Genomic DNA, 22,706 nt, shown 5'->3' with positions numbered 1-22,706 from the left:
GCTAAACAATGAATGACCACGTTCCGCTTCTCGATCTGGTCATTCATTTGTCTGTTCCAAATGCTCCCTGCAGCCAAGACCTCATCTGCCCCCTTCGCAAATCCCCCACGGTTTATCAGACAACCCGCGCATCCCCCCGTCAATTTGGCTAAAATGCCGGCCTTTTCCACCTATGCCGCTGGAACCGCCGTGAGCAAAGAACCCGATCGCCTTTTCGCCCAGCCTTTGGCCCAGGTGCCCGACTTCGCCTTTAACGAGGACGTGGTGCGGGTGTTCCCGGACATGATCAAGCGCTCGGTGCCGGGTTATCCGACCATCGTCGAGAACCTCGGCGTACTCGCCGCGCAATTCGCCCAGCCCAACAGCGTGCTGTACGACCTTGGCTCGTCCCTGGGCGCCGTGACTCAAGCGCTGCGCCGCCACGTGCGCACCGACGGTTGCCGCGTGATCGCTGTGGATAACTCTGCGGCAATGGTCGAACGTTGCCGCGAATACCTCAACGGTCAGGACTCGATGTTCCAGGAGTTGCTGCCCGTGGAAGTGATCGAAGGCGACATCCTCGCCCTCGACTTCCAGCCCGCCTCGGTGGTGGCGCTGAACTTCACCCTGCAATTCATCGCCCCGGACCAGCGTACCGCGTTGCTCTCGCGTATCCGCCAATCGCTGTTGCCCGCAGGCGCGTTGATCCTCTCGGAGAAGCTGCGCTTCAACGACCTTGAAGAACACGCGCTGCTCACTGACCTGCATGTCGCGTTCAAACGCGCCAACGGCTACAGCGAACTGGAAATCGCCCAGAAGCGCAGCGCCATCGAAAACGTCATGAAGCCCGACAGCCTCGAAGAACACCGCGAGCGCCTGTTGGCGGCCGGGTTCTCGAAAGTCGTGCCGTGGTTCCAGTGTCTTAACTTTGCCTCGTTGATTGCCTTGCCATGATTGATCTGTCCCCCCTCGCCCGCCGTCTGGCTGGCACCCCGCTGGCCGAATGGGCCAACACCCTGCAAGCGCAACTCGACAAGAAAATGGAAAAGGGTCACGGCGACCTGGAGCGCTGGCAAAGTGCGCTGGATGCGTTGCCGAAGATTCAGCCGAGTGAAGTTGATTTACTTAATGGTCTGACACTGGACACCGATTGCGACGCTGAGACCCGTGCGCAAATGCGTTCCGCGTTGATGGGGTTGTCGCCGTGGCGCAAAGGGCCATTTGATCTGTTTGGCGTACATGTCGACACGGAATGGCGTTCAGACTGGAAGTGGTCGCGGGTCGCGCCGCATCTGGACCTGAAGGGCAAACGCATCCTCGATGTGGGGTGCGGCAATGGCTACTACATGTGGCGCATGCTTGGCGCCGGGGCCGACAGCGTGATCGGTGTCGACCCGAACTGGCTGTTCTTCTGCCAGTTCCAGGCGGTGCAGCGTTACCTGTCAGAACCCAATGCCTGGCACCTGCCGTTCCCTTTCGAAGACCTGCCGCCGAACATGGAGGGCTTCGACACGGTGTTTTCCATGGGCGTGTTCTACCACCGTCGTTCGCCGATCGAGCATTTGCTGGCGCTGAAGGATTGCCTGGTCAAGGGCGGCGAACTGGTGCTGGAGACATTGGTCATCGAAGGCGATCAACAGCAGGTGCTGGTGCCGGAAGACCGTTATGCGCAGATGCGTAACGTGTGGTTCCTGCCTTCAGTGCCGGCTCTGGAATTGTGGTTGCGACGTGCCGGGTTTACGGATGTTCGTTGTGTCGACGTGAGCGTGACCACGGTCGAGGAACAGCGCGGGACGGAGTGGATGAAGTATCAGTCGTTGAGTGATTTTCTGGATCCGCAGGATCACAGCAAGACGATTGAAGGGCTGCCGGCGCCGATGCGTGCGGTTATCGTCGCCCGCAAATAAACCCACTTTCCCAGACACTGAAAAACCTTGTGGGAGCGAGCTTGCTCGCGATAGCGGACGAGCATTCAACATCATCGTTGACTGAAAGGACGCCATCGCGAGCAAGCTCGCTCCCACAGGGGTCTGTGTTTAGTCCGCGGGTTTCGCGCGTCGGGCCTTGAAGAATTCGCTGAGCACAGCCCCGCACTCCTCTGCCAACACCCCGCCTTCATAGAGCACCCGGTGATTCAAAAAGCCCTGGGTAAAAAACTGTCCCTGACTCTGCACAATCCCCGCTTTCGGCTCCAGAGCGCCATACACCACCCGCGCAATCCGTGAATGGACGATCAGCCCCGCGCACATGCTGCATGGCTCAAGGGTTACGTACAGCGTGCTACCCGGCAGACGATAGTTGCTGGCGGCCAATGCTGCGGCGCGGATCGCCACCATTTCGGCGTGGGCACTCGGATCGTTGCCGCTGATCGGGCAATTGAAGCCGCGACCGATGATTTCGCCGTCTTGTACCAGCACCGCGCCCACGGGCACTTCACCCAGCGCCGCGCCTTGTGCGGCCAAGGCCAGGGCTTCGCGCATGAAGTCGCGATCACGGCTGCGGTCAATGATCGCGGCGGGACGTATCTGACGCATCAGGCCACCTCGATGGCGGCCATCAGGCCGGTTTCCATGTGGTCGATCACATGGCAATGGAACATCCACACGCCAGGGTTATCCGCCACCAACGCGACTCGCGCGCGCTCGTTCTTGCCCAACAGGTACGTGTCGGTGAAGTACGGAATGACCTTGTGCCGGTTCGAGGCGATGACTTTGAAGCTCATGCCGTGCAGGTGGATCGGGTGCTGATACTGAGTCATGTTCTTCAATTCGAAAATGTAGCTCTTGCCCTTTTCGAGCTTGGCAATCGGGCGGTCGGCGCAGGTCTTGTCCGTGATGTCCCAGGCCTTGCCGTTAATCTGCCACAGGCTCGGCGGTTTGCCGTTGTCGACGTTGACCGACACCGAGCCCACCCATTCAAAATTGAAGTTGAGTTTCTCGGCATTGGCCAGGTCGGGTTCTGCCACCGGGTTGGCCGGCAGGGCGGCGGGCCATTCGGTGGGTGCATCGGTGTTGGCCACCGAGCGCAACGTGCCCAGGCGAACCGGGCCGTTGCGCAGGGACAGCTCTTCACCGGCGGGCGGTGCCTTGATCGCCAGGCAGATGCGCATGCCCGGGCCGAGCCAGTATTCCTTGCCCATTGGGCGCGGCTCCACGGGATTACCGTCCAGCGCGTAGATCTGCGCTTCGACGCCGGGAATGTTAAGGCGATAGGTCAGCGTGTTATCAAGGTTGAGCAGGCGCACGCGGGTGATTTGCCCGGCGGGCAAGTCGATCACCGCTTGCGAAACACCGTTGATGGTCGACAAGCGTCCAGCGGTGCCGCCACGGGCGGCTTCGCGAGGAATGCTGAAGGCCACGAAAGCCCCCTCTTCATCGACGTGCCAGCTCTTGAGGCTCAGGGTTTTCTCGTACTTGAAACCGGTCGGCTCGCGCTCTTCGACGATCAGCGGGCCGACAAGACCGCGGCCGAGTTCTTCGCTGCTGTTCACGTGCGGGTGATACCAGTAGCTGCCGGCGTCCGGCACGCGGAATTTGTAGTCGAAGTACTCGCCCGGCAGCACCGGCAATTGAGAAACGTAGGGGACCCCGTCCATTTCCAGTGGCAGGCGAATGCCATGCCAGTGAATGGTGGTCGCCACCGGCAGATGATTGATGAAGCGCACCCGTAGCCATTCGCCCTGACGAACCCGAAGTTCGGTGCCCGGCGCCGAGGGGCCGAACGCCCAGGCCTCGGTCTTGTGCCCGGCAACCAGTTCGACGTCCAGCGGTGCCGCGATCAGCTCATAGTCATGGCCGGCGTCAGCGTCGGCCATCTTGCCCAGCCAGTACCGCGATGCGCCCCCTGCTCCGACACCAACGACAACAAGACCGGCCAGGCCACCGAGGATTTGGCGACGGGTAAAGGACATGAACTCAACTACCTCACGTATCAGCGACAGGCCCGGGGGCCCGTAAAAGGCGAATACGATACACCTGCGGTTGAGAAACAGTAAGGGTGGGGCGGCGGATGGCCGCAGCAGGTGTGATCATAACGCGAGGCCCGTGATCAGATGCACCACGCCGTCATCCAGCAGCATCACGCCCGGCACACCCGCCACACTCAATGCCTGTCGATCCATCCGCGCCACATCCCGCAATTCCACCCGAACTCGAGTCAGCGCCACCGGCTGCTGCGACTTGAGGTTATCCACACCGCCCAGCGCGGCTACGACATCCGGCGCCAGCCCGGAAACAGGCTGAGCAACCACCTTCGGCTCATCCACCACCAGATCCGGCGTCAACGCTTTCCAGAACGCTCGCTGCATTTTCTCGAACATGTTCAGTTCTCCAGAACCAGTGAAGTATCGACCGTCGCCTCGTGATACAGCCGCAACGCCTCGCGTACCTGTCCGGCACTTTCCAGGCCCAGCACTTGCTGGGCGATGGCCTGGCAGTCCACCAGGTCCAGCTCACGAACCGCTGCCTTGATCGCCGGAATCAACGGCACGCTCACTGACAGCTCATCCACCCCAAGCCCCAGTAACAGCGGCACGGCCAATGTCTCGGAGGCCATGGCGCCGCACACACCGACCCATTTACCGTGGGCGTGCGCGGCCTTTACGGTGCTGGCAATCAAGCGCAGTACCGCCGGATGAAAGCTGTCGGCCTGACTGGCCAGACGCGGGTGATCGCGGTCCATGGCCAGGGTGTATTGCGTGAGATCGTTGGTGCCAATGGAAAAGAAATCCACCTCGGGCGCAAACAGATCAGCCATCAGTGCCGCCGCCGGGACTTCGATCATGATGCCCAGCTTGGGCAGTTCCATGAGGCCCAAAACCTGCGCCTCTTCTTCGAGCAGCTGCCGGGCCAGACGCAACTCCGACAGCTGCGTAACCATCGGCAGCATGATGTGCAAGCGAGCCAGCCCGGCGCTGCTCAGGATGGCCTTGAACTGATCGCGCAACAGTTGCGGGCGCTCCAGGCACAAACGAATCCCGCGCATGCCGAGGAAGGGGTTGGTTTCGCTGCCCATCGGCACGTAGGCCAACGGTTTGTCGCCGCCGACATCCAGGGTGCGCACCACCAGATTGCGCGTCGGCCCGAGTGCCTTGGCGATCGCGCTGTAGGTGGACACCTGCTCGTTATGGCTCGGCGCATGGTTGCGATCCAGATAAAGAAACTCCGAACGGAGCAAACCGACACCCTCGCCTCCCAACGCCATGGCTTGCTCGGTTTCTACCAGCGAAGCGATGTTGGCCGTCACTTCAACATGGTGACCGTCGCGGGTGCAGGCGGCCAACGTTGCGTGCGCCAACTCACGCTGCCGGCGTTGTTGCTGAAGCAGGCGCCTGGCTTGCAGCTGTTCGATGGCCTGCAGATCCGGATCCAGCTGCAATTCGCCCTTGTCGGCATCGAGCAACACCTGGGTTCCGTTGACCAGCGCCAGCACTTGCACCGGCAGCCCGCAGATCGCCGGCAAACCGAACGCGCGGGCGAGGATCGCGACATGGCTGGTGGCGCCGCCACCGACCGTGGCGAACCCCAGTACCTTGCGAGTATCGAGCCCGGCAGTCTGCGACGGCGTCAGTTGTTCGGCGATCAGGATCGCCCCTTCAGGCAGCTCCATCGCCTGATCCCGTACACCGAGTATCAGTTTGAGCACCCGTTGGCTCACATCGGCAAGGTCCGCCGCCCGCTCCGCGAGCAAGGCGTTGCCCAGACTTTTGAACAAGGTGGCTGCCGAATCGGTGGCCGCGCGCCAGGCGAACCCGGCGCTTTTGCCTTCATCGATCAGCACGTCAGCCACTTCCAGCAAACCCGGGTCTTCGAGCAGTTCCTGATGCGCCTTGAAGATGTCGGCCTGCGCGTCGCTCTTGGCGTTGTCACGCAGCTGTTGCAGGGCCACCAGCGCCTCGGCCAGGGCGCGAGACAGGTGATCGCGTTCCACCTGCGGTGTGGCGCCGAGTTCATTCACTTCCAGGTTTTGTTCGGCGATCTGTACCACTTGGCCAAACGCCGATCCGGGAGATGCACAAACCCCGCGCAGCGCCGTCAGCGATGAAGCCTCGACCGCATTCACCTCAACCTGCATCGGGCCCACAACCACTTCACCGCATCCAGTCAGCAGCAGTTCGGTCAGTGTCATGATCGCCGCTTCCGCATCCGGGCCGGCCGCACTGACCTGCATGACATCACCGTGCGCCGTCTGCAACGCCATGATTGCCACCAGGGATTTCGCGTTCGCAGTCTCCTGCTTTTTGTGCAGGTAGATACTCGCCGAAAAAGCTTTGGCCGCCTGGGCAAACACCGCGGCCGGACGGGCGTGCAAGCCGTTAAGATTGGCCAGCGTCACCGGTTTGGAAAACAGCGCTTCGTCCGCTTCCGGCAGCGACGCATCCTTTGTCTGCTCAACAGATTTCAGGCTCAGCAAGGGCTGGCCACTTTCTACCAGACCCGTTCCCGGCGTCAGCCAGGTGAACGGTTCTCCACTGACCACCAGCATCAACGTCAGCAGGCTGCGGGCATTCAATGCAACAAAATCGGCATCGAACTCGATCAGCGCCTGTCCAACGTCAACCTGCTGGCCCTCCTCCACCAACCGGGTGAACCCCTTCCCGGCCAGGTTCACCGTGTCGAGGCCAATGTGCATCAACACCTGCACGCCCTTTTCGTCGGTGATGGTGACTGCATGACCACTGGCCTGCACGTTGCTGACAACCCCGGCCAGCGGCGCACACAAGGTCGTTGACGTCGGATCGATGCACAGGCCATCGCCGATGACCCGGCTGGAAAACACCGGATCGGGCACGAGGTCCAGTGGCATCAATACGCCGGACAGGGGGGCGTGCAGTTGCAATTGTTGGGGTGTGGCCATGACGTCACCTGCTGTTTTGTTCTTTGAAGTGCCGATGGAGCGCGAGGCTCCGACAGCATCGCTTATTTCCACCAATACTCGACCTGCAATCCGACATTCGCACCGTGCCGCGCCGTGCCGAAGCCGCCGGTATCGGACAACGCCGAACCCGCCGCCAGTTCATTGGCCGCCCGTTTGGCCGCCTCGTTCCAGCTGGCATAGGTGTAATACAGACGCACCTCGGGCCGCGCCCAGAATTCCGGGCCTTGGGGCGACCACGTCGGGGCGAAGGTGAACTTGCTCAGCTTGCGCGTGCCGCCTGTGGCTTCAACCTGATCGTGACCCAGTTCGGTCACCAGTTTGAACTGTTCGGTGAGCGCGTAAGTCGGACGAATCCCCAGGGAAATCCAGTTTTGATCGGCCCCGTCCTGGCGAATGTCTTTCTGGTAAACCGCCTCGACTTGCCCGCCAAACCGTGGCGTCACTTGCCAGTCGAAGAACTCCACCACCCGGTAGCTTTTGTTGCTGTCGTCCAGCTTTACGTTACCGGTATACCCCAATCCAGTACCTGGGCCTTCGCCGTACTGGAAGGCCAGTTTGTTCTTGCCGCCCAGAAAACCTGTTTGCACATGCTGTGCGGTGATTGCCCAGCCGCGGTGTGCGTCGCGGCTGTCGGGTTTGTCGATGTAGCTCAGCCCGAGTTCCAGTTCACCACCGGGGTTGGTGTGGAAACCGGCGACGTTGAAATCGTGACGGTTGATGTAGTCCTTCTGGTACAGGTTGTCTTTGCGCGAGAAGGCATAGCTGTATTTCAGACCGCCGATCAGCACATCCTCGATACCACCGCCGGTGGCGCTCTGGTTCCAGTAGTAGAAGTCGGAGATGTGGATGTCATTCCGCTTGTAGTAACGCCGACCGGCCCACAGCGAACCGCCGTTGAGGCTCGGCATGTTCGACCACTGCGCGTACATCTGCGGCATGCGCACCGAGCCGTTATCGCCATTGAACGTCAGGTCCTTGTCGTACTGGTTATACAGCGAAGCCATGCCATCGACGCTCAGCACCGAACCGTCGTCCAGGGTGTGCAGGTCCTGGCGTAGTTCGAGTTCCGCGTACTGCTCGCATTCGTTGCCCAAGCGGTATTTGGTCTGCGCACCGGGCAGTTGGAAACACTGCTGTTTTCCACTGTTGACCGATGTCCCGACACCGCTGCGCAAATAACCGCCGAACTCCAGGGCCTGCGCCGACAATGGCAACGCCAGGCATACGCTCGCAGCGGCAAGGCTGCGATTTAGTGTTGATTTCAAGAACCACCCCATTATTTTTATTGTGTTGTTCCGCAAATTCGGCGCGCAAAACTCCCCCGCGCAGCGTTCTGCGTGTTTTTTAAAGTCGGTGTTTTTAGTAGTCGGTCAGTCGGTCAGGTGCAAAACGAACGACTCAAAGGGCCTTAAAAGAATCTGCCTATTTCGCGGCGGACATTCCGGGTAGTTGCTGATGACCAGACGCTGAGCCATCGCTTCGCTGATCACGTCATCCGTCAGTTCGACTTCGCACGGCGTACCGTAGAAGTTGTTCAGTATCAGCAAACGCTCGCCATGACCTTCACGCACATACGCCCAGATTTGCGGGTGCTCTGGCAGCAATTGCCGATAGACGCCGTCAGACATCAGCGCTTCACTACGGCGCAGGGCAATCAACTGACGGTAGTGATGCAGCACGGAGTCCGGGTCGTCGAGCTGGGTGGCGACGTTGATCTGCACCGCGTTGGCGGGCACGCCGATCCAGGGTTCCGCGACGCTGAATCCTGCGTTCGGCTCGGCGTTCCAGTGCATTGGTGTGCGGCCGTTGTCCCGGGACTTCTGCATGATCGCCGCCATGTTATCGGCATCGGTCGCACCGGCTTCACGCTTGAGGCGGAAGATGTTCAGCGTTTCGACATCGCGGTACTGATCGATGTGATCAAACCCCGGATTGGTCATGCCCAGCTCTTCGCCCTGATACACAAACGGGGTGCCCTGAAGGAAGTGCAGCGCGGTACCAAGCATCTTCGCCGACACCACGCGATGCTCGCCGTCATGGCCAAAACGCGAGACCACTCGCGGCTGGTCGTGGTTACACCAGAACAGCGCGTTCCAGCCACCGCCAGCTTGCATGCCGGTCTGCCAGTCCGAGAGGATGCGCTTGAGTTCCAGAAAGTCGAAGTCGGCACGAATCCACTTCTGCAGGTTCGGGTAATCGACCTTCAGATGATGGAAGTTGAAGGTCATCGACAGTTCTTTCGATTCCGGTTTCGAATAGCGAATGCAGTGCTCGAGACGGGTGGACGACATCTCGCCGACATTGATCAGGTCGTGACCTTCGAAGACTTCCCGGTGCATCTGCTGCAAGTACTCATGCACGTTCGGGCCGTCGGTGTAGAAGCGTCGACCGTCGGTTTTGTCTTCTGGGAAGTCCGCTGGTTTGGAGATCAGGTTGATCACATCCAGGCGGAAACCACCCACGCCTTTATCGCGCCAGAAACGCATCATTTTGAAGACTTCGGCGCGCACCTTCGGGTTGTCCCAATTCAGGTCGGCCTGGGTGTGATCGAACAGGTGCAGGAAGTACTGACCGGTCTGCGCCTCATATTCCCAGGCGGAACCCCCGAACTTGGATTCCCAGTTGTTTGGCTGATCGCGCCAGATGTAAAAGTCGCGGTATGGGTTGTCGAGGCTGCTACGAGCCTGCTGGAACCAGGCGTGTTCGATCGAGGTGTGGTTGACCACGATATCGAGCATCAACTTGATCCCGCGCTTGCCCGCCTCGGCGATCAACAACTCGCAATCGGCCATGGTCCCGTAGCTCGGGTCGATGGCGTAGTAATCGCTGATGTCATAACCGTTGTCGCGCTGGGGCGAACGCAGGAACGGCGTGATCCACAGGCAATCGACACCCAGCCATTGCAGGTAATCAAGCTTGGCCACGACGCCGAGCAAATCACCCGTGGGGTTGCCGGCGTGGCTGTGAAAACTCTTCGGGTAGATCTGGTAGATCACCGAACGTTGCCAGTCTTGCATGGCGGGATTCCTTCAGTAAGTTTTGTAGCGGCCTTAGGGCCTCATCGCGATCTGTCAGGCGACCCGATACCCGGGCCGGACAATCTTCATGCTCAACCCACAGGTCAGAACAAACGGTACAACCATGGCGATGACCATCCCGATCACGAACACCGGGATGAACTGCGGAATGATCGAGATGAAACCGGGTAAGCCGCCGACGCCGATGGCCGAGGCCTGGACCTTGTTCAGCGACAGGAAGATGCAGCCCAGGGCCGAACCGCACAGGGCCGCATAGAACGGAAATTTGTAGCGCAGGTTGACCCCGAACATGGCCGGCTCGGTGATACCGAAATAGGAGGAAATCGCCGAGGTCGAGGCCATGCTTTTGTCGCGGACATTGCGGGTCATGTAGAACACCGCCAGTGCCGCGCTGCCCTGAGCGAGGTTGGACATGACGATCATCGGCCAGATGAACGTGCCGCCCTGGGTGGAGATCAGTTGCAAGTCGACCGCGAGGAACATGTGGTGCATGCCGGTGATCACCAGCGGCGCGTAGAGCAGCCCGAAAATAGCCCCGCCGACCATCGGCGCGAGGTCAAACAGCATGACCACGCCTTCGGTGATGAGAATCCCCAGATGCCGGGTCACCGGGCCAATCACAGCCAACGCCAACACGCCGGTGACCACGATGGTGGTAATCGGCACCACCAGCAATTGCACGGCGTTTGGCACCCGCGCCCGCAGCCATTTTTCGATGACGCTCATGACATAAGCCGCCAGCAGGATCGGCAGGATTTGTCCCTGATAACCGACCTTCTCTATCTGGAACAACCCGAGGATGTCGAAGTACGGCAGGCTTTGCCCGTCCAGCCCGGCCACCGCTTTGCCGTAGTTCCAGGCGTTGAGCAGGTCCGGGTGAACCAGCATCAGGCCGAGCACGATGCCAAGGATTTCGCTGCCACCAAAGCGCTTGGCCGCCGACCAGCCCACCAGTGCCGGCAGGAACACAAACGAGGTGTTGGCCATCAGGTTGATCAGGCTCCAGAGCCCGTCGAGTTTCGGGTAGGCATCCAGCAGGGTCTGGCCTTCGATGAACATCCCCTTGGCGCCGATCAGGTTGTTGATGCCCATCAACAGCCCCGCAATGATCAACGCCGGCAGGATCGGCATGAACACGTCGGAAAACACCCGCACCAGACGCTGCATGGCGTTTATCTTGTCGGCACTTTTTTGTTTAACGTCGGCGATGGTTGAAGCGGCGAGACCGGTTTGACGGCGCAGTTCGGCGTAAACCTTTTCAACCTCGCCGGGGCCGATGACCACCTGGAACAGGCCGCCGGTGAAGAACGAGCCTTTCACCAGGTCGATCTGATTCAGCGTGGCGCTGTCGACCAACCCCGGATCCTTGAGGGCCAGGCGCAGACGTGTGACGCAGTGCGCGGCCTGCTCGAGGTTGTCGCTGCCACCGAGGCTTTGCAGCAGCTCGCTGGCGATGTTCGGATAGTCGTGGCTCATGCTTTTCTTCCGCTGTAGTTTTTTGTTTTTGGCAGCACGCCGAAGCGAAAAGTACTCGTCTGTACGAGTTAAAGCAACAACTCGTACAGACGAGTTTGATTTTGTTTATTCCGAACCGAGTCGTTGACGATTTTTCCTACCACTTGAAACGATGAAACCTAAAGCCGCATGGACAAACCCCTACCCTGCCCTTAAGGTTCGAAACCTTGAGTACATCGCGGCACAGAGCCATCCCATGAGTAAATACAACCAGATCTACAGCGATCTGCTTGCCAGCATCACGACCGAGCGTCTGGAACGCGGCGCCCGGTTGCCTTCCGAAACCGAATTGATGGACAGCTATCAGGCCAGTCGCGGCACCGTGCGTAAGGCCATCGAGCAATTGCAGGAGCGCGGATTCGCCCAGAAAGTCCACGGTAAAGGCACCTTCGTACTGTCGACCAACCCGATCGAATTCCAGTTGGGCGGCATCGTCAGCTTCCAGGAGACCTATCCGCGACTGGGCAACGACGTCAGCACCGAGGTGGTCGAATTCACACAAATCCCCCTCGATGGCCAACTGCTCGAGCACATCAAGGCTGAAGAAGGCAGCCTGATCACGCGGATCAAGCGCGTGCGGCGGATCGACGGCAAACGCGTGATCCTCGACATCAACCATTTCGTCAGCGACGTGATTCCCGGTTTGTCCCGCGACATCGCCGAGCAGTCGATCTACGCCTTCATCGAACAGACCCTGAAACTGCAAATCGCCTACGCCCAGCGCACCATCGAAGCGGTCCCCCGCAGTAAGGACGACCAACATCACCTCGACCTCGACGGTCAGAGCCATGTGATCGTGGTCAGCAACCAGACGTTCCTGCAGGACGGCCGGCAGTTCGAGTACACCGAATCACGGCATACCCTCGACAAGTTCTACTTTTCGGATGTGGCACGGCGCTGACCCTACATGGTCACGAAAGGCATGTGGGCATAACTATGTAGTGCACTTGCCTTGAGTAAACGGGTCATCCTCACGACCCATTTCTCAAGGAGCGAGAGCATGCCTGTTGATCAGAGTACCGAAGCGTTACCCAATGCTGCCGACAAGGAGCAGCTGAAAACGATTGCCCCTGTCGTTGTGACAGCCTGCCCGGGCTTGAAGGAGGAAGCCCACGCGGTCGCCAGCGAAATCCTGCAAAAACACGGCATTACCGGCCTGGACCCGGATCAGGTCTGGTGGCACCGGTTCGATAACGTCTCGGCCAGCAGCACCAAGGCCTTTCTGAGTTGGGAGCACGCCCCCAAACCCTGTGAATCCTTGACCCTGACGCAACTGGTCATTCAGGGATACCGCGTCACCGATCAAGACGACGCCCTCGAACTGAACAGTAACGGCGGGTTTTACACGGCAGATGCAAGCGCCAGCATTTTCAATGAAACCAATGAAGTGCGGATGTACCCCAGCAAGGTCCTGACGGACCTGTGGGACAAGAACCTCAGTGAACGCTACCTGAATAAACTGAACGCGTTCTGGGCCACTCATTTCGATGACTTCCGGACCCTGGCCAAATGTAACTACCTCAGCAAAGCCGTCGAGGCGCGGCAAAACGGTCAACTGGAAGAGGAGGATTTTCAGACCGTCGTAAGGGCCGTCGCCGGCGGCGCGGCCTGGCCGATCTCCCTGGCGACCCTACAGTCCCAAACCACTTCGCCTGCGGATCTTCGTGTCTGCGCCCTGGATGTCGCAGGGCATGTCGCCACCGATATTCTGCGCATCGTTGACCGCAACGGTCGGCAGATCACTTACGTTCCCGGCACCGCACAGGCCTTCCACGTGCATCCGACACTGACGGACATGCACTGGTGGATGTTGCTGCAAATGAATGAAGAACAACCACGCACCGAGTTCATGACTCATTTCCCGTTGTCGGTACGCAAGGAAGTCCACGACAACATCACCCCGCTGATGAACCAGTTGGTCGGTACCTGGGGAAAGTACGACCACCACTTGATCAATCAGAAAAACATCACGATCAGCGGCGATGCCTTCACCTGGCAAAGCCGGGCGGTCCAGAGCACGATGCTGGAAGAGGCGGATCTGACGCTGGTGACCCACGGAGAAATGCGCAAACAACTTTGGCTGGGTTACCTGTCTGCCGGCCTGCATGTTTTTGGCCCCTTGGCGGTTCTGGGCTGGCCAATCGCGTTGCCGGTGATCGGCGCCAGTATCGCCGCCATGGGCTTGAACATCGACAAGGCGGTCAATGGCAAAACGGCGGCGCAGCGCAAGGCCGGCGTCATCGGCGCGGTGCTCGATGGCATCAATGCCCTGTTCAATATTCCGCTGCTCAAGGAGGTCAACGTATTGGATGAAGCCGGGGCCGCCGCTGAGGCGGCTGAAGCGGCCGAGATGGCGGATTTGTACAAGACGCTCGATCCGGAAGAAACCGTCGCCACGCAAGACCATCAGGCGTCCGCTGAATCAGAGGAAGGTCCCCTGCAACCGGGTGTGTTGCCTACCCTGCCAGATAAAACCGCGCAAGCCTTTGAAGTGCCAGAGCACTGGCAATGCAATGAAATCCTCGAAAACTACCCTGTGGCCACGAGCGGAAAATTTCGGGGTATCTACTCGCTGGACTCAAACCCTTCCACCGCCATCATGATGAACGATCAGGCTTACTACGTTCACTACGAAGCCGACCTCAATGGTAGCGGTACGTGGGCGATCATCGACCCGGCCAACCCGCATGCCTCCACGGGATCAATTCCCGTGCGCCTGAATGGCGAGGGCGAATGGGAGCTGGCGCCGAAAGCCGGATTGAAAGGCGGCGGCAAAGGCCTCAGCAAGCCTGCTCCCGGACCCGGTCCTTCCAGGCCGACGACTCATGCCCGGCCAAGGTCTGATTTTTTCAGGCATTTAACGAGATACGATGCTCCCAATGGGCGTTCGCTGAACTTCCTGGCCCTGGGAAAGCCCGAAACCCATATAAAAGTCGTCGCCACGCCCGGCAGGGGCATCACAGGGATCACCCCCTATGAAGAGTATGTCGCCGGGCGTCGAGCGGTCCTGATCAGGGATGCAATCGGATTCCAGATCCCCAAGGACTTTTTTGCCTCGTTGCCCGCTCGGCCGGTTCAGCCCGTCATCACACCCTCCACCACCGTTACAGAACTCATCGAGGACATATTCAACGCTGCGCCCGGCCTGGTAGTCGGTGAAAGTCAGGATCGCATTGCCAGCATGCGGTTCCTGATCGAAAACATGCCGACGCTGGCGAAACAAGGCGTCAAGACGATCTATATGCATCGCCTGCTCAACGACTTCAATCAAGTCGACCTGAACGACTTCGCCGAAACCGGGGAGATGCATGGCATGCTGGAGAAGTACCTGCAAAAGCTGCCCGGCGATCCTGCCCGACAATTTACCCCTCTGGAGGTCGTCAAAACGGCCCAACAGAACGGCATTCGAATCCAGGCCACCGATTGCCTGGCCAGCTATCGCTACACAGACCCGAACTTCCGCGCCATGTCACGGCAATCCGTCAAGACCTACCTTACCCATACCATCATGCAGGCCACTCAAGCCCGTAATGGCGGCGGCAAATGGGTGGTGCTCACCGACCAGGAGAGTACCAACACATTCAGGGGAATGGCCGGCATCAGCGAAACCGAGGGAGGTATCGGTCTACGAATCGAAGAAGTGGGCCCTGAACAGAGTCTGCACCTCGACATCGACCATGGCATCGAAGTCGGCCGTGAAGTTGCAGACGCCGCCCCCCAGATGGCCGGCAATGTCGACACACTGTATGCCGACATCAGCCTGCAGATTCCAACTCAGGTCATTCAGCGATCGCCCGAGCAAATCAATGAGCTGCTGTTCCGCCAAGGCATGTTCACCATTGAACGGTCGGAGGACACGTTGACACTGATCCATCGCAGCCGGACCAACCAGATTGTGCGAACGATGATTGAGCGAACGGCGGATGGCGGCTTTCTGATTAACCGTCCTGCCTGGACTGCCGTGCATCAGATCACCTACGCGAATCTGATCAACCTTGTCCACGCACTCAACCGCATGGGCCTGACCCTTGAAGGGCGCCTGCCCGTTGTAGCGGCCTGATCGCAAAAAGGCCCCGTGAACTTGCGCTCACGGGGCCTTTCAGGTGTTACGGACGATCAGTTGAGACCGGGATCATTCCCACTCAATCGTCGCTGGCGGCTTGCTCGACACGTCGTAGGTGACGCGGGAGATGCCTTCGATTTCGTTGATGATCCGGCCGCTGACAGTTTCCAGCAGTTCGTAAGGCAGGTGAGCCCAACGCGCGGTCATGAAGTCGATGGTTTCCACCGCACGCAGGGCCACGACCCAGGCGTAACGGCGGCCGTCACCGACCACGCCAACCGATTTCACCGGCTGGAACACCACGAAGGCCTGGCTGACTTTGTGGTACCAGTCGGCCTTGCGCAGTTCTTCGATGAAGATGTGGTCGGCGCGACGCAGCAGGTCGGCGTATTCCTTCTTCACTTCACCGAGGATCCGCACGCCCAGGCCCGGGCCCGGGAACGGGTGACGGTAGACCATGTCATACGGCAGGCCGAGTTCCAGGCCCAGACGACGGACTTCGTCCTTGAACAGCTCGCGCAGGGGTTCAACCAGTTTGAGGTTCATTTCTTCCGGCAGGCCACCCACGTTGTGGTGCGACTTGATCACGTGAGCCTTGCCGCTTTTGGCGCCAGCCGACTCGATCACGTCCGGGTAGATGGTGCCTTGGGCGAGGTACTTGATGTTGTCCAGTTTGTTGGACTGGGCATCGAAGACGTCGATGAAGGTACGGCCGATGATCTTGCGTTTTTTCTCTGGGTCGGACTCGCCGGCCAGGTTGTTCAGGAACTGGTCTTCAGCGTTGGCGCGGATCACCTTGACGCCCATGTTCTCGGCGAACATGGCCATCACTTGCTCACCTTCGTGCAGACGCAGCAGGCCGTTGTCGACGAAAACGCAGGTCAGCTGGTCGCCAATGGCTTTGTGCAGGAGCGCGGCAACCACCGAGGAGTCAACGCCGCCGGACAGGCCGAGCAGTACGTTGTCCGTGCCGACCTGGGCGCGAATGTTGGCGATGGCGTCTTCCGCAATCTTCGACGGCGTCCACAGGGCTTCACAGCCGCAGATGTCGAGGATGAAGCGCGACAGGATGCGACCGCCCTGCTTGGTGTGGGTCACTTCCGGGTGGAATTGCACGCCGTAGTAACCACGAGCATCGTCGAACATGCCGGCAATCGGGCAGCTCGGGGTGCTGGCCAGGATGTGGAATTCCTGCGGCATCTTGGTGACCTTGTCACCGTGGCTCATCCACACGTCGAGACCGAACAGGCCGTCAGCGTCGATGTGGTCTTCGATGCCGTCGAGCAGGCGGCTCTTGCCGACCACGTCGACACGGGCGTAACCGAACTCACGCAGTTCGGAACCTTCCACCTTGCCACCCAGCTGTTCTGCCATGGTCTGCATGCCGTAGCAGATACCGAAGACCGGAACGCCCAGGTCAAACACCGCTTGCGGGCAGCGAGGGCTGTTGGCTTCGTGCACGGACTCGGGGCCGCCGGCGAGAATGACGCCTTTTGGAGCGAATTCGCGAATCGCGTCTTCATCCATATCGAACGGATGCAGTTCGCAGTACACGCCGATTTCGCGCACGCGGCGGGCAATCAGCTGGGTGTACTGGGAACCGAAGTCGAGGATCAGGATGCGGTGAGCGTGAATGTCGAGGGCCATGATTCAGTCTCGTCTAAATAATTCAGAAACAGTCGTGATTCAGAAACAACTCGGGGCTGAATAAAACAGCCCCGGTTACTAAACGTTTTGCTTGAAGCCTCAACCTACGCGGTAGTTTGGCGCTTCTTTGGTGATCTGTACGTCGTGAACGTGGGACTCGGCCATGCCGGCGCCGGTGATCCGCACGAACTCAGGCTTGGTGCGCATTTCTTCGATGTCGGCACTGCCGGTGTAGCCCATCGAGGAACGCAGGCCGCCCATCAGTTGATGGATGATGGCGCTCAGGCTGCCCTTGTACGGGACACGCCCTTCGATGCCTTCCGGAACCAGTTTCTCGGCGCCTGCCGAGGAGTCCTGGAAGTAACGGTCGGAGGAACCTTGAGCCTGGGACATGGCGCCCAGCGAACCCATGCCGCGGTAAGCCTTGTACGAACGGCCCTGGAACAGTTCGATCTCGCCCGGCGCTTCTTCAGTACCGGCGAACATCGAGCCCATCATCACGCAGGAAGCACCGGCTACGATGGCCTTGGACAGGTCACCGGAGAAACGGATGCCGCCGTCGGCGATCAACGGAACGCCTGTGCCTTCAAGGGCAGCGGCGACGTTGGCGATGGCACTGATTTGCGGGACGCCGACACCGGCGACGATACGGGTGGTGCAGATCGAGCCTGGGCCGATACCGACCTTGACCGCATCAGCGCCGGCTTCGGCCAGAGCCTTGGCGGCAGCGCCGGTGGCGATGTTGCCGCCGATGACCTGCACTTCAGGGAAATTCTGTTTGACCCAGCGAACGCGGTCGATTACGCCTTTGGAGTGACCGTGTGCGGTGTCGACCACCACCACGTCAACGCCGGCGTTGACCAGGGCGGCTACGCGATCACCGGTGTCTTTACCGGTGCCGACGGCAGCGCCAACACGCAGACGACCTTGATCGTCCTTGCTGGCCAGCGGGTAAGCCTTGGCTTTTTCGATGTCGTTGACGGTCATCATGCCTTTGAGGGCAAATTTGTCGTCGACGATCAACACGCGTTCGATGCGGTGTTTGTGCAACAGCTCGCGAACGTCGTTCTTGTCGGCGCCTTCCTTGACCGTGACCAGACGCTCTTTCGGCGTCATCACTTCGCGGACAGTGGCTTCCAGACGATTTTCGAAACGCACGTCACGGGAAGTGACGATGCCGACCAGGTCGCCATTGTGCAAAACCGGAACACCGGAGATGTTGTGCTGGCGGGTCAGTTCGAACAGCTCACGAACCGTGGCGTCGGCCTCGATAGTGATCGGGTCCTTGACCACGCCGGCCTCGTAACGCTTGACCTTGCGCACTTCGGCAGCTTGCTGCTCGATGGTCATGTTCTTGTGGATGATGCCGATGCCACCTTCCTGAGCCATGGCGATTGCCAGACGGGCTTCAGTGACGGTGTCCATTGCGGCAGAAACCAGGGGAATATTCAGCTCGATGCCACGGGTTAGGCGGGTCTTGAGACTGACTTCGTTAGGAAGCACCTCGGAATAACCAGGCACTAGGAGAATGTCGTCGAATGTCAGAGCTTCTTGGCTGATACGCAGCATCGCGGGGGCTCCCGAGCGGGAAAATGGAAGCGCGCCATTATAGTCAGACACCCCCTCGGGTTCAATGTAAAACTCTGTCTATTATTAGCATTACTGATATACGGGGATTGGCGCTTCCTACAACTCGACTTTCACCCAACTGACCGGCTGATCCAGCCAATCGGCAAACTCATCGATAAAGCTCTGCTTGAACCCGGCTTCGGCCCAGTTGTTAAAGATGAACCCCAGGTTGGAAAAGCCGCATTCCTGCAGGAAAAGAAAGCCGTTGATGTCGTCTTCATGCCCGCATTCCGGGCAGGTGAAGTTATCGGTGCGCCCCGGCATCCAGTCTTCCAGGCTTTCGAACAGCGCCTCGCCGACTTCCTTGCGGCACTCGGCACAACCCGCCTCTTCCAGGAAACCCTTGGCCGGTGTGTAGATGCAGCGCTTGGTGATGATCTCCAGGCCATTGATCGGCTCGCCGAACGGCAGCGCTTGTGGGTGCAACACCACGGCGCGGGCACCGTCGGCGATGGCGTGGCCCATGCGGTTACCGGTACGGCCACACGTGGTCAGCTCTTCCTTGATGATGTTCTTGCGCACCAGCCAGCGCACGACCGCCCGGGCCCGGGGTTCGTGTACCGGCAGTGTGGAGATTTTCGGGACGATGATGCTTTGCGAATTCATGGTGCAAGCCTACGAATACTGAGTGATCCGCCCTTGTGGGAGCGAGCCTGCTCGCGATGGGGCCGTTCCAGCCAATAGTGATGTTGACTGACCCACCGCCATCGCGAGCAGGCTCGCTCCCACAGGGTTTTGCGGCAGGCAGCTTAATCCCTGACGAAATCCGGTCAAGTACTCAAATAACGCCCGATCAAGGCAATCCCGCTGGCCAGCACCAACCAGGTCACCAGCCGCACAAACGCCTCGCGGGACAATCTCATGGTCAATCGCCGCCCGATCCACAGCCCCAATGCCATGGCCGGCAACAAACACACGGCCAGTATCAATAAGGGTAGCTCGGCATAGACACCCGCGACGGCAAACAGGCTCAAGCGCACCACGGTGCTGCAACTGATCAGCGCACTCTGGGTCGCCCGTGCCGCCTCTTTCGGCAACCGGCTGTTCAAATAGATCGCATATAAAAAACCGCCACTGCCAAACAACGCCCCGAACAGCCCGCCCACCGTCCCCATCGGCACGGCCCAACCGGCGGACAATTGCGTCGGCCGGGTTTTGACCCACAGGCTGTAAATCGCATAGGCGCTGATAAACAGCCCCATCAACAGCAGCAACACATCAGATTTGAGGTTCAGCAGAAAGATCACCCCCAACGTGCAGCCCACCGCCATGCACGGCAGCAGCCGCAGCAACTCGGGTTTCGTCACATCCCGCCGCGAAGGCAGAAGATTGCCAAAGGCTGCGACGAAATCCAGCAGCACCAGCAACGGCACAATCTTCGACAGCGGCATGAACAGAATCAGAATCGGCCCCGCCACCAGCGCGGTGCCAAACCCGGCGATACCAAACACGATATAGGCCAGGGCAATGCCCAATCCGATCACCAGCCAATCCGTGGCGCTGAACGGCCATTGGCTCAACAACTCAAGCACATTCATTTGCAGCGCTTCCTTGAATACCTGGGATGACTTTAGCCAGCGCCGAGCGTTGCGACTAATATCTTCAAAGCCACCCACCCATCTCAAAAAGGCATGCCTGGTGCTTTCTACCCGCCAATTGCGTTACTTCGTGGAAATCGCCGACTGCGGGAGTTTCAGCGCCGCGGCCGAACGACTGTTCATTGCTCAGTCAGCCCTAAGCCGGCAGATCAAGGACATGGAAACCCGGCTGCAAACGCCGTTGTTCGAACGCACCGCACGCCTGCCCCGACTGACGGCGGCCGGTGAAGCCTTCCTCCCCCGGGCCAGAAACCTGCTGAACGAACTGACCAAAGCCAGCGAGATGGCCACCCAGGTCGGCAATGGAGAACTCGGCACCTTGCGCCTCAGCCATTCCAGCACCGTGCCCATGAGTGGGCGTTTGCTGGGAGGCATCAGCGACTATCTGGATCAGCATGTCGGCGTGTCCATGGACATCGTCAAGCTGTCGTCAGAAGTGCAACTTGAAGCGTTGGCCGACAATCGCCTGGATGTCGGCCTGCTGCGTTTGCCGGTGCTGCGCCAGCGTGAAGGCGTGCAGATTGTTCCTTTATATAGCGAACGTTTGTCGCTGGCCGTGCCGCCGAATCATCGACTGGCTGTGGATAACTCAGGGCAAGGCATCGATCTGGCGCAGTTAAAGGATGAAGCGTTTATCTCCATTCCTCATCCTCAGCGTGGCGGCTTGAGTTATCTGTCTGCGCAGTTGTGCATGCGCCAAGGGTTCTTTCCCAAGGCGGCTCGGGTGATGTCGCGCAAAACCACGCAACTGCAATTGATCCAGGCCGGGTTCGGCATTGCCCTGCTGCCGGAATCGATGCAGGACATTGCGCCGCCCGACATCCGCTTCCTGCCCCTGGCCGATCCGGATGGCCACAGCACCGTCGCCCTCGCCTGCCGGCAGAATCCAACGGCGCTGGTCCAACACTTCATCAACACCTGCAAGGGGATTTTTGTTGGATCATGGAGATTGTCCGGCGAATGCCTTTATCATGCGCCCCATGATTAAAGATCCCTTTGCAAGACTCGGCCTGGACCGTGAAGTCCTGACTGTCAGCCAGCTCAACGGCCGCGCGCGGGTGTTGCTCGAAGACGTGTTCAGCAACATCTGGGTCGAAGGCGAAATCTCCAACCTCGCCCGTCCGGCGTCCGGCCACGTGTACTTCACCCTCAAGGACAGCGGTGCCCAGGTGCGTTGCGCGCTGTTCCGGCAGAACGCGGCGCGGGTTCGCCAGGCGCTGAAGGACGGCTTGGCGGTCAAGGTGCGCGGCAAGGTTTCGCTGTTCGAGGGGCGTGGCGACTATCAGCTGATCCTCGACACCGTGGAGCCGGCCGGTGACGGTGCGCTGCGTCTGGCCTTCGATGCACTCAAGGAAAAACTCAGCGCCGAAGGCCTGTTCAGCGCCGAGCGCAAAGTGCCGTTGCCGGCGCATCCGCAGCGCATCGGCATTATCAGTTCGCCGACTGGCGCGGTGATTCGCGACATCATCAGCGTCTTTCGCCGCCGCGCACCGCAGGTTCAACTCACACTGATCCCGACCGCCGTACAGGGCCGTGAAGCGACCGCGCAGATTGTCCGCGCGCTGAAACTGGCGGACGCTCGCGGTTTCGATGCGCTGATCCTCGCCCGTGGCGGCGGTTCGCTGGAAGACCTCTGGTGTTTCAACGAAGAAGCCGTGGCCCGCGCCGTGGATGCCTGCGTGACGCCGATTGTCAGCGCCGTCGGCCATGAAACCGACGTCTCGATCAGTGACTTCGTCGCCGACGTCCGCGCCCCGACGCCCTCCGCCGCCGCCGAATTGCTCGCGCCGGATTCCAGCGACCTGGTGCGCCGGGTCGAAAGCCTGCACCGGCGCCTGGTGATGCGTATCCGCGACCGTTTGATGCGCGACCGGCTGCGCCTGGAGGGCATGTCCCGTCGCCTGCGCCATCCCGGCGAACGTCTGCGTCAGCAAGCGCAACGCCTGGACGACCTGGACATGCGCATGCGCCGTGCTTTCGAGCGCAGCCTCAATACCCGTCGCGAACGGCTGATCCGCCTGGAAACCCGCCTCGCCGGCCAGCATCCGGGGCGGCAACTGGCGATGCTTCGTCAGCGCCTCGACAGCTTCGCCGAGCGCCTGCCGCGAGCCATGCGCGAAGGGCTCAAGTCCCGTCGTTTGCAACTGCAAAGTCAGGTGCAGACACTGCAAGTGGTCAGCCCGCTGGCGACCCTGGCCCGCGGCTACAGCATTCTGCTGGATGAACGCGGCAACGCGATTCGCAGCGCCGGGCAAACCCATACCGGTCAGCGCCTGAAAGCCAAACTGGGCGACGGCGAACTGCACGTTCGGGTCGAAGACAATCACCTGACGCCTGTCACCCTTTCTTTACTGGATTGAT

The 22,706-nt window shown here is 59.9% G+C and carries 17 protein-coding genes; 6 read left to right on the top strand and 11 right to left on the bottom strand.

Going from position 1 to position 22,706, the window contains the following annotated elements:
• Positions 1–153: 153 nt before the first annotated feature.
• Positions 154–933, top strand: a complete 780-nt coding sequence (cmoA, locus tag K0F88_RS05900; RefSeq protein ID WP_219094547.1) for a carboxy-S-adenosyl-L-methionine synthase CmoA — start codon at positions 154–156, stop codon at positions 931–933.
• Entirely contained in the window at positions 930–1,886 is a 957-nt protein-coding gene (gene cmoB, locus K0F88_RS05895; protein ID WP_219094546.1) for a tRNA 5-methoxyuridine(34)/uridine 5-oxyacetic acid(34) synthase CmoB, read from the top strand. The genes cmoA and cmoB overlap by 4 nt, the downstream gene beginning before the upstream one ends.
• Before the next feature lie 129 nt (positions 1,887–2,015).
• Here the strand turns inward: cmoB and tadA are convergent, their stop codons facing one another.
• From tadA to treP, 7 genes are all read right to left on the bottom strand, one after another.
• Positions 2,016–2,513, bottom strand: a complete 498-nt coding sequence (gene tadA / locus K0F88_RS05890; RefSeq protein WP_008042399.1) for a tRNA adenosine(34) deaminase TadA — start codon at positions 2,511–2,513, stop codon at positions 2,016–2,018.
• Positions 2,513–3,889, bottom strand: coding sequence for a multicopper oxidase family protein (locus K0F88_RS05885; RefSeq protein WP_172791575.1), 1,377 nt, complete (start codon positions 3,887–3,889; stop codon positions 2,513–2,515). Before K0F88_RS05885 ends, tadA begins: the two co-directional genes overlap by 1 nt.
• Before the next feature lie 117 nt (positions 3,890–4,006).
• Complete coding sequence (locus tag K0F88_RS05880) at positions 4,007–4,297, bottom strand: PTS transporter subunit EIIB (protein WP_094470825.1); 291 nt, start codon at positions 4,295–4,297, stop codon at positions 4,007–4,009.
• Between the two features lie 2 nt (positions 4,298–4,299).
• Complete coding sequence (gene ptsP, locus K0F88_RS05875; RefSeq protein ID WP_094470824.1) at positions 4,300–6,834, bottom strand: phosphoenolpyruvate--protein phosphotransferase; 2,535 nt, start codon at positions 6,832–6,834, stop codon at positions 4,300–4,302.
• Between the two features lie 62 nt (positions 6,835–6,896).
• Positions 6,897–8,120 carry a carbohydrate porin gene (locus tag K0F88_RS05870; protein ID WP_219094545.1) on the bottom strand — a complete coding sequence of 408 codons (1,224 nt, stop codon included), beginning with the start codon at positions 8,118–8,120 and terminating at the stop codon, positions 6,897–6,899.
• A gap of 105 nt (positions 8,121–8,225) precedes the next feature.
• On the bottom strand, positions 8,226–9,872 hold the full coding sequence (gene treC / locus K0F88_RS05865) for an alpha,alpha-phosphotrehalase (protein WP_219094544.1): 1,647 nt from the start codon (positions 9,870–9,872) through the stop codon (positions 8,226–8,228).
• 54 nt (positions 9,873–9,926) lie between these two features.
• Positions 9,927–11,369 (bottom strand): PTS system trehalose-specific EIIBC component, encoded by a 1,443-nt coding sequence (treP, locus tag K0F88_RS05860; RefSeq protein ID WP_219094543.1) that lies wholly within the window; start codon positions 11,367–11,369, stop codon positions 9,927–9,929.
• Positions 11,370–11,604: 235 nt separating this feature from the next.
• Here treP and treR point away from each other — a divergent pair, with 235 nt between their 5' ends.
• Complete coding sequence (treR, locus tag K0F88_RS05855) at positions 11,605–12,309, top strand: trehalose operon repressor (RefSeq protein WP_219094542.1); 705 nt, start codon at positions 11,605–11,607, stop codon at positions 12,307–12,309.
• Positions 12,310–12,408: 99 nt separating this feature from the next.
• Positions 12,409–15,468 carry a membrane-targeted effector domain-containing toxin gene (locus tag K0F88_RS05850; protein ID WP_219094541.1) on the top strand — a complete coding sequence of 1,020 codons (3,060 nt, stop codon included), beginning with the start codon at positions 12,409–12,411 and terminating at the stop codon, positions 15,466–15,468.
• Positions 15,469–15,540: 72 nt separating this feature from the next.
• Here K0F88_RS05850 and guaA read toward each other — a convergent pair whose 3' ends face one another.
• From guaA to K0F88_RS05830, 4 genes are all read right to left on the bottom strand, one after another.
• The gene (guaA, locus tag K0F88_RS05845; RefSeq protein ID WP_046054681.1) at positions 15,541–17,118 is read right to left on the bottom strand and encodes a glutamine-hydrolyzing GMP synthase; all 1,578 of its coding nucleotides are present in this window, start codon (positions 17,116–17,118) and stop codon (positions 15,541–15,543) included.
• Positions 17,119–17,217: 99 nt separating this feature from the next.
• Positions 17,218–18,687 carry an IMP dehydrogenase gene (gene guaB, locus K0F88_RS05840; RefSeq protein ID WP_109634587.1) on the bottom strand — a complete coding sequence of 490 codons (1,470 nt, stop codon included), beginning with the start codon at positions 18,685–18,687 and terminating at the stop codon, positions 17,218–17,220.
• 117 nt (positions 18,688–18,804) lie between these two features.
• Positions 18,805–19,353 (bottom strand): sugar ABC transporter ATPase, encoded by a 549-nt coding sequence (locus K0F88_RS05835; RefSeq protein WP_077749331.1) that lies wholly within the window; start codon positions 19,351–19,353, stop codon positions 18,805–18,807.
• Positions 19,354–19,517: 164 nt separating this feature from the next.
• Entirely contained in the window at positions 19,518–20,285 is a 768-nt protein-coding gene (locus K0F88_RS05830; RefSeq protein ID WP_219094540.1) for a sulfite exporter TauE/SafE family protein, read from the bottom strand.
• 100 nt (positions 20,286–20,385) lie between these two features.
• Between K0F88_RS05830 and K0F88_RS05825 the strand changes: the two genes are divergently transcribed.
• Positions 20,386–21,333 carry a LysR family transcriptional regulator gene (locus K0F88_RS05825; protein ID WP_257605192.1) on the top strand — a complete coding sequence of 316 codons (948 nt, stop codon included), beginning with the start codon at positions 20,386–20,388 and terminating at the stop codon, positions 21,331–21,333.
• Positions 21,326–22,705: an exodeoxyribonuclease VII large subunit gene (gene xseA, locus K0F88_RS05820; RefSeq protein ID WP_219094539.1), complete on the top strand. Its 1,380-nt coding sequence runs from the start codon at positions 21,326–21,328 to the stop codon at positions 22,703–22,705. The genes K0F88_RS05825 and xseA overlap by 8 nt, the downstream gene beginning before the upstream one ends.
• The last annotated feature ends 1 nt before the right edge of the window (position 22,706 follow it).

It is taken from the genome of Pseudomonas sp. UMAB-40 (assembly GCF_900095275.1).
In the GTDB taxonomy this organism is placed as follows: domain Bacteria; phylum Pseudomonadota; class Gammaproteobacteria; order Pseudomonadales; family Pseudomonadaceae; genus Aquipseudomonas; species Aquipseudomonas mandelii_B.
This window is presented reverse-complemented; position numbering and strand designations above follow the sequence as displayed.